This window comes from Mesorhizobium sp. M4B.F.Ca.ET.089.01.1.1 (assembly GCF_004022605.1).
GTDB classification, from domain to species: Bacteria; Pseudomonadota; Alphaproteobacteria; order Rhizobiales; family Rhizobiaceae; genus Mesorhizobium; species Mesorhizobium abyssinicae.
On record NZ_RZOS01000428.1, the window covers coordinates 1 to 4,820 of the forward strand.

The window sequence follows — 4,820 nt, forward strand, 5'->3', positions numbered from 1 at the left end:
TTCGTCGAGAGGTCGCCGGGGCCGACGAAGAGGACGTCGACGCCGTCGACCGCGGCGATCGCGTCGGCATTGGCGACGCCGGATTCATCCTCGATCTGCACGGCAAGAAGCTGCTGGGCCCGCGCATTGGCATGATAGCCGGCGATGCGGCCGAAGGCATTGGCGCGGTGGCCGACGGAAAAGCCGCGGATGCCGCCTGGCGCGTAGGTCATCGCAGCAACGATGGCGCGGGCCTGCGCGGCCGTCCGCACATTGGGGATCATCAGGCTGCGCGCGCCGATGTCCATTGCCTGCTTGATCAGGTTGGCGTCGTCGGAGGGCAGCCGCACCACCGCCTCGCTGTCGAAGCCGCCTATCACCTGCAGCTGCGCCATGATGCTGCGCAGATCGTTTGGGCTGTGCTCGCCGTCGATCAGGACCCAGCCGGTTCCGGAGCCGGCCACGATCTCGGTGGTGAGGGCCGAAGCCAGCGAGCACCAGATGCCGATGTGAGCCCGGGCGGCCGTTACGGCCGCCTTCAGCGAATTGACGCGCTCTTGCATTTTGCGATCGTCTCCAGGATTGAAATTTGTATGATGTCCTATATCATATGGCTAACTTTGGCTGCAAGAGCAGTTCGCGCTGGTCCGCAAGGGGAGTTGAAAATGAAGATCGGTTTCATTGGACTTGGCGTCATGGGAGCGCCAATGGCGCGCCATCTCGCCGACGCCGGGCATGAGATCGCCACCGTGCTCAACCGCTCGCCTCTGCCGAAGGACCTCAACGCATCGGTCGTGGCCTCCGCGGCCGAAGTGGCGCGGATGTCCGAGATCATCGTGACCATGCTCCCCGACACGCCTGACGTGGAACGCGTGCTGCTTGGGCGAGACGGCGTGCTGGACGGACTCGCGGCCGGCAAGCTTGTGATCGACATGAGCTCGATCAGCCCGATCGCCACGGCGGACTTCGCGGCACAGATCCGGCAGGCAGGTGCCGGCTATCTCGATGCGCCGGTCTCGGGCGGCGAGGTCGGCGCCAAGGCGGCGAGCCTCACCATCATGGTCGGCGGGCCGGCCGCCGAGTTCGAGCGGGCGCTGCCGATCCTTGAAAAGCTTGGCAAGAACATTACCCTGATCGGCGAAAAGAACGGCGCCGGCCAGACCTGCAAGATCGCCAACCAGATCATCGTCGCGCTCAACATCGAGGCGGTCGCCGAAGCGCTGGTCTTTGCCAGCAAGGCAGGGTGCGATCCCGCCAGGGTGCGCAGCGCGCTGATGGGCGGATTCGCCTCGTCGCGCGTGCTCGAAGTGCATGGCGAGCGCATAGTCGCGCGGACGTTTGCGCCGGGCTTCCGCATCCGGCTGCACCAGAAGGACCTCAATTTGGCGCTGGAAAGCGCCCGCGCGCTTGGCGTGGCGCTGCCGAACACGGCGGCGGCGCAGCAACTGATGACCGCCTGTTCGGCCCGAGCAGGCGGCGCGGAGGCCGACCACTCGTCCCTCGTCCAGGCGCTCGAGATCCTCAGCGCCCATGAACTGTCAACCGGAAAGGAATGAACCGATGCGTGGTACCGGCAAAGCCGATGTCTTCGTGATGCTGGCCCATCCTGTGGGGCATGCGAAGAGCCCCGGCATGTTCAACGAGATCTTCGAGCAGAAGGGGCTCGACAGCCTGATGGTGCCGCTGAGCTGTCGCCCGGAGGATTTCGACACGTTCTGGGCCGGCATCACGGCGGCCGAGAACATCCGCGGCGTGATCATCTCGGTGCCGTACAAGGTCCCGGTCTACCACAAATGTGCGGCCGCCCACGACCGCGCCGCGCGGGTGCAGAGCGCCAACTCGGTGCGCAGGCAGGCGGACGGCACCTGGTACGCCGACAATTTCGACGGCGTCGGCTTCATCGACGGGCTGAAGGCCGGCGGGCACCAGATCGCCGGCCGGCGCATCCTGCAGGTCGGCGCCGGCGGCGCCGGGGCGTCGCTGACTTACTGTCTGGCGGAGGAAGGCGCGGCGGAGATCCGGCTGGCCGACATCGACAGGGATCGCGCCGCGAAGCTTGCAGCGCTGGTCGGCAAGAGCTTCCCCAACTGCCGAATCGAAGTCGGCCAGCCCGATCCGTCCGACATGGACATGGCGATCAACGCGACGCCTTCAGGGCTGAAGGCCAGCGATCCGCTGCCGCTCGACGTGAGCAGGCTGACACCGGAGATGACGGTGGTCGACATCATCATGGAGCCGGCCGAGACGGCGCTGCTCAAGGCGGCGAAGGAGATCGGATGCCGCATCCAGCCTGGACGCCCGATGATGGATTTCCAAGTCGAAGCCATGGCCGAATTCTTCGACATCGAGCGCAAGGATCGCCACCATGGCTGAGGCTTTGACAGCCGTCATCATCGGCGGCACTTCCGGCATTGGGCGCGCGATCGCCCTGCGCTTCGCCGAGGATGGTTATCAGGTGGTCGTCGCGGGCCGGGACGCGGCACGAGGCAACGAAACGGCCGAGGCCTGCGAGAGCGGCGGCGCGCCGCGCGCCCTGTTCGTCCAGACCGATGTCGGCGATCCCTCCTCGGTCGAGGCGCTGGCACAAGCCGTCGTGAAACCGTTCGGCACGCCGCATGTCGTCGTCAACTGCGCCGGCATCCTGCAGAGCGGCAAGCACGTCCTCGATCAGGACCTCGACGAAGACGAGAAAATGTGGCGGATCAACTACCGCGGCACGCTGCTCGGCTGCCAGGTCTTCGGCCGGTCGATGTCGGCCGCCGGGCGCGGCGCCATCCTCAACGTCGGCTCGCTCGCCTCCTTCGCGCCGCTGTCGCTGCCGGCCTACACGCCGGGAAAGCATGCCATTCTGGCGCTGACGCAGATCCTGGCGGCCGAGCTTGGGCCGCACGGGGTTCGGGTGAACGCCGTGGCCCCGGGCTACACGCTGTCGGACGGGCTGAAAGCAAAGATCGCCAAGGGCGAGCGCAACCCCGAAGCCATACAGGCGACCACCGCGCTGCGCCGCTTCGTCGAGCCGCGCGATGTCGCCGAGGCCGCGCTGTTCCTCTGCTCCGAGCGCGCCGCGTCGATCACCGGCGTCACCCTGCCCGTCGACGCCGGCTGGCTCGTTCAGGCGCCCTACGCGCAATATCTGCAAGGCAACCCGATCCGGCAAACGCCGGCAATCTGACCAAGGACAATCCAGTGGGCGATATCCAGCGCTTCGACTTCGACACCCGCATCCACCACGGTGTCATCCACAACGGCACGCTCTATCTCACCGGCCAGGTCGCTCAACCCGGCCAGTCCGCGGCCGATCAGATGCGCGAGGTGCTCGGCAAGATCGATGCGCTGCTTGCCAAGGCCGGCACCGACAAGAGCCGCATCCTTCACGTCCAGATGTGGCTCGACGACGTCCGCGACTTCGACGAGGTCAACACGGTCTGGGACGCCTGGGTGCCGAAGGAGCATGCGCCGGCGCGCTCTTCCGGCGAGGGACGGATGGCCAGGCCCGGCATGCTGGTCGAGCTGATCGTGACCGCGGCGGTTTGAATGGTCTTGCCGGTTCGGGCATCATCCCGAATCTGGCGGGAGGGATATTGATGACCAAGCGCAAGCCGCTTTCCACCGTGGTGGCGGAGAGCCTGTCTGAAAAGATCCGTTCCGGACGGCTGCTGCCTGGCGCGCAACTGCCGACCGAGGCGGAGCTGTGCGCCGAATACGACGTCAGCCGCACCGTGGTGCGGGAGGCGGTGGCGCGGCTGCGCTCCGAAGGCATGGTGGTGCCGCAACAGGGACGCGGCATGTTCGTCAGCGAAACGCCGGCGCCGCGCAATTTCTCGATCCCGGACGAGGCGTTGAGGACCTTGCCGGAAACCATCGCCCTGCTCGAACTCAGGCTGAGTGTCGAGGTGGAGTCCGCCGGGCTCTGCGCCGAACGGCGGAGCGACGCCGAGGCGGGCGCGATCCGGGCCGTGATGGAACAGGTCGACGCCCAGCAGGCGGATCCGGCCGTCGTCCAGATCCACTACGACTATGATTTCCACCTGGCGATCGCCAAGGCCGCGCGCAATGAATTCATCCACGGCTTCCTGGCCTATCTCCGGCCGATGATCGTGCCGCGCTTCCAGCTCGGCTACGTGGTCGAGCCCGAACTCAAGGACAGCTACTACGCGCGCATCCACAATGAGCACAAGGCTATCGTCGATGCCATCGAACGACAGGACGGCCGCGCAGCCCGCCAGGCCATGCGCAAGCACCTGCACAACAGTCTCGGCCGGGTGCGCGCGCTCGCCCGGGCCTCGGGCGTCGAGGCGACGGACGCCGAGCAGAAGGCGGCCGCGGCCTCGCTGTTCACCGAAATGAACAAGCCCATGCCGACGGCCGGATAGGGCCCCGCCGCCGTCGACGCGCCGCGCATTCGCCGAGCACGGCCGGGCGGGCGTTCGCGAAAGCCATGCTTTTGCTCGATTGGCGATCGAAAGCCCAGCTTCACGCGGTGAAAGCTTTACTTTGCTTGGGTTTGCGGGTTTCGCGGCCGCGCAAGCGCATTGGAATATTCCAGCCGCCAAAAAGGCCTTCGAAAGTTTATCTTTCCTTTTTGCTGGTTTTCTTGGTTTCGCGGCAGCGGTCGAAGCCGCACACTGAAAGCCAGGCAATCGGGGAAAGCCCACGTGACGACAGCCTTCATCACAGGTGCGACGAGCGGCATAGGGCGGGCCATCGCGGTCGCGTTGAGCGACGCGGGTTACGACGTCTATGCCGTCGGGCGCAGCCAGGCCGCGCTCAAGGAGTTGCAGGCTGAACGGCCCGGCATCGTGCCGATCGCCGTCGACGTCACCGACCGCGAAGCGCTGGAA

General features: G+C 66.4%; 8 protein-coding genes. 7 read left to right on the plus strand and 1 reads right to left on the minus strand.

Translation table 11 applies throughout. The features are described 5' to 3' along the window. Positions 1-542, minus strand: a 542-nt coding sequence (locus EN780_RS27655) for an aldolase/citrate lyase family protein (RefSeq protein ID WP_128275886.1), incomplete at its 3' end; no start/stop codon positions are given. A 102-nt stretch (positions 543-644) separates the two neighbouring features. Here EN780_RS27655 and EN780_RS27660 point away from each other — a divergent pair. The 7 genes from EN780_RS27660 to EN780_RS27685 form a co-directional block, all read left to right on the plus strand. Next, positions 645-1,535 (plus strand): 2-hydroxy-3-oxopropionate reductase, encoded by an 891-nt coding sequence (locus EN780_RS27660; RefSeq protein WP_128275887.1) that lies wholly within the window; start codon positions 645-647, stop codon positions 1,533-1,535. Between the two features lie 4 nt (positions 1,536-1,539). Further along, on the plus strand, positions 1,540-2,352 hold the full coding sequence (locus EN780_RS27665) for a shikimate dehydrogenase (protein ID WP_127282889.1): 813 nt from the start codon (positions 1,540-1,542) through the stop codon (positions 2,350-2,352). Further along, entirely contained in the window at positions 2,345-3,151 is an 807-nt protein-coding gene (locus tag EN780_RS27670; RefSeq protein WP_128275888.1) for an SDR family oxidoreductase, read from the plus strand. The genes EN780_RS27665 and EN780_RS27670 overlap by 8 nt, the downstream gene beginning before the upstream one ends. Before the next feature lie 14 nt (positions 3,152-3,165). Next, complete coding sequence (locus EN780_RS27675; RefSeq protein ID WP_127282887.1) at positions 3,166-3,513, plus strand: RidA family protein; 348 nt, start codon at positions 3,166-3,168, stop codon at positions 3,511-3,513. Positions 3,514-3,563: 50 nt separating this feature from the next. Next, positions 3,564-4,352: a FadR/GntR family transcriptional regulator gene (locus EN780_RS27680; RefSeq protein ID WP_187331365.1), complete on the plus strand. Its 789-nt coding sequence runs from the start codon at positions 3,564-3,566 to the stop codon at positions 4,350-4,352. Positions 4,353-4,431: 79 nt separating this feature from the next. Beyond that, a complete protein-coding gene (locus EN780_RS39005; protein ID WP_189556781.1) occupies positions 4,432-4,608 on the plus strand; it encodes a hypothetical protein in 177 nt (58 codons plus the stop codon). 26 nt (positions 4,609-4,634) lie between these two features. After that, the coding region (locus tag EN780_RS27685; protein ID WP_128275889.1) for an SDR family NAD(P)-dependent oxidoreductase at positions 4,635-4,820 on the plus strand (186 nt) is incomplete at its 3' end.

Excerpts from the sequence above, each read along its gene's own strand:
- EN780_RS27670 (WP_128275888.1), top strand. The coding sequence starts at position 2,345 with ATGGCTGAGGCTTTGACAGCCGTCATCATCGGCGGCACTTCCGGCATT.
- EN780_RS27680 (WP_187331365.1), top strand. The coding sequence starts at position 3,564 with ATGACCAAGCGCAAGCCGCTTTCCACCGTGGTGGCGGAGAGCCTGTCT.
- EN780_RS27660 (WP_128275887.1), top strand. The coding sequence starts at position 645 with ATGAAGATCGGTTTCATTGGACTTGGCGTCATGGGAGCGCCAATGGCG.
- EN780_RS27665 (WP_127282889.1), top strand. The coding sequence starts at position 1,540 with ATGCGTGGTACCGGCAAAGCCGATGTCTTCGTGATGCTGGCCCATCCT.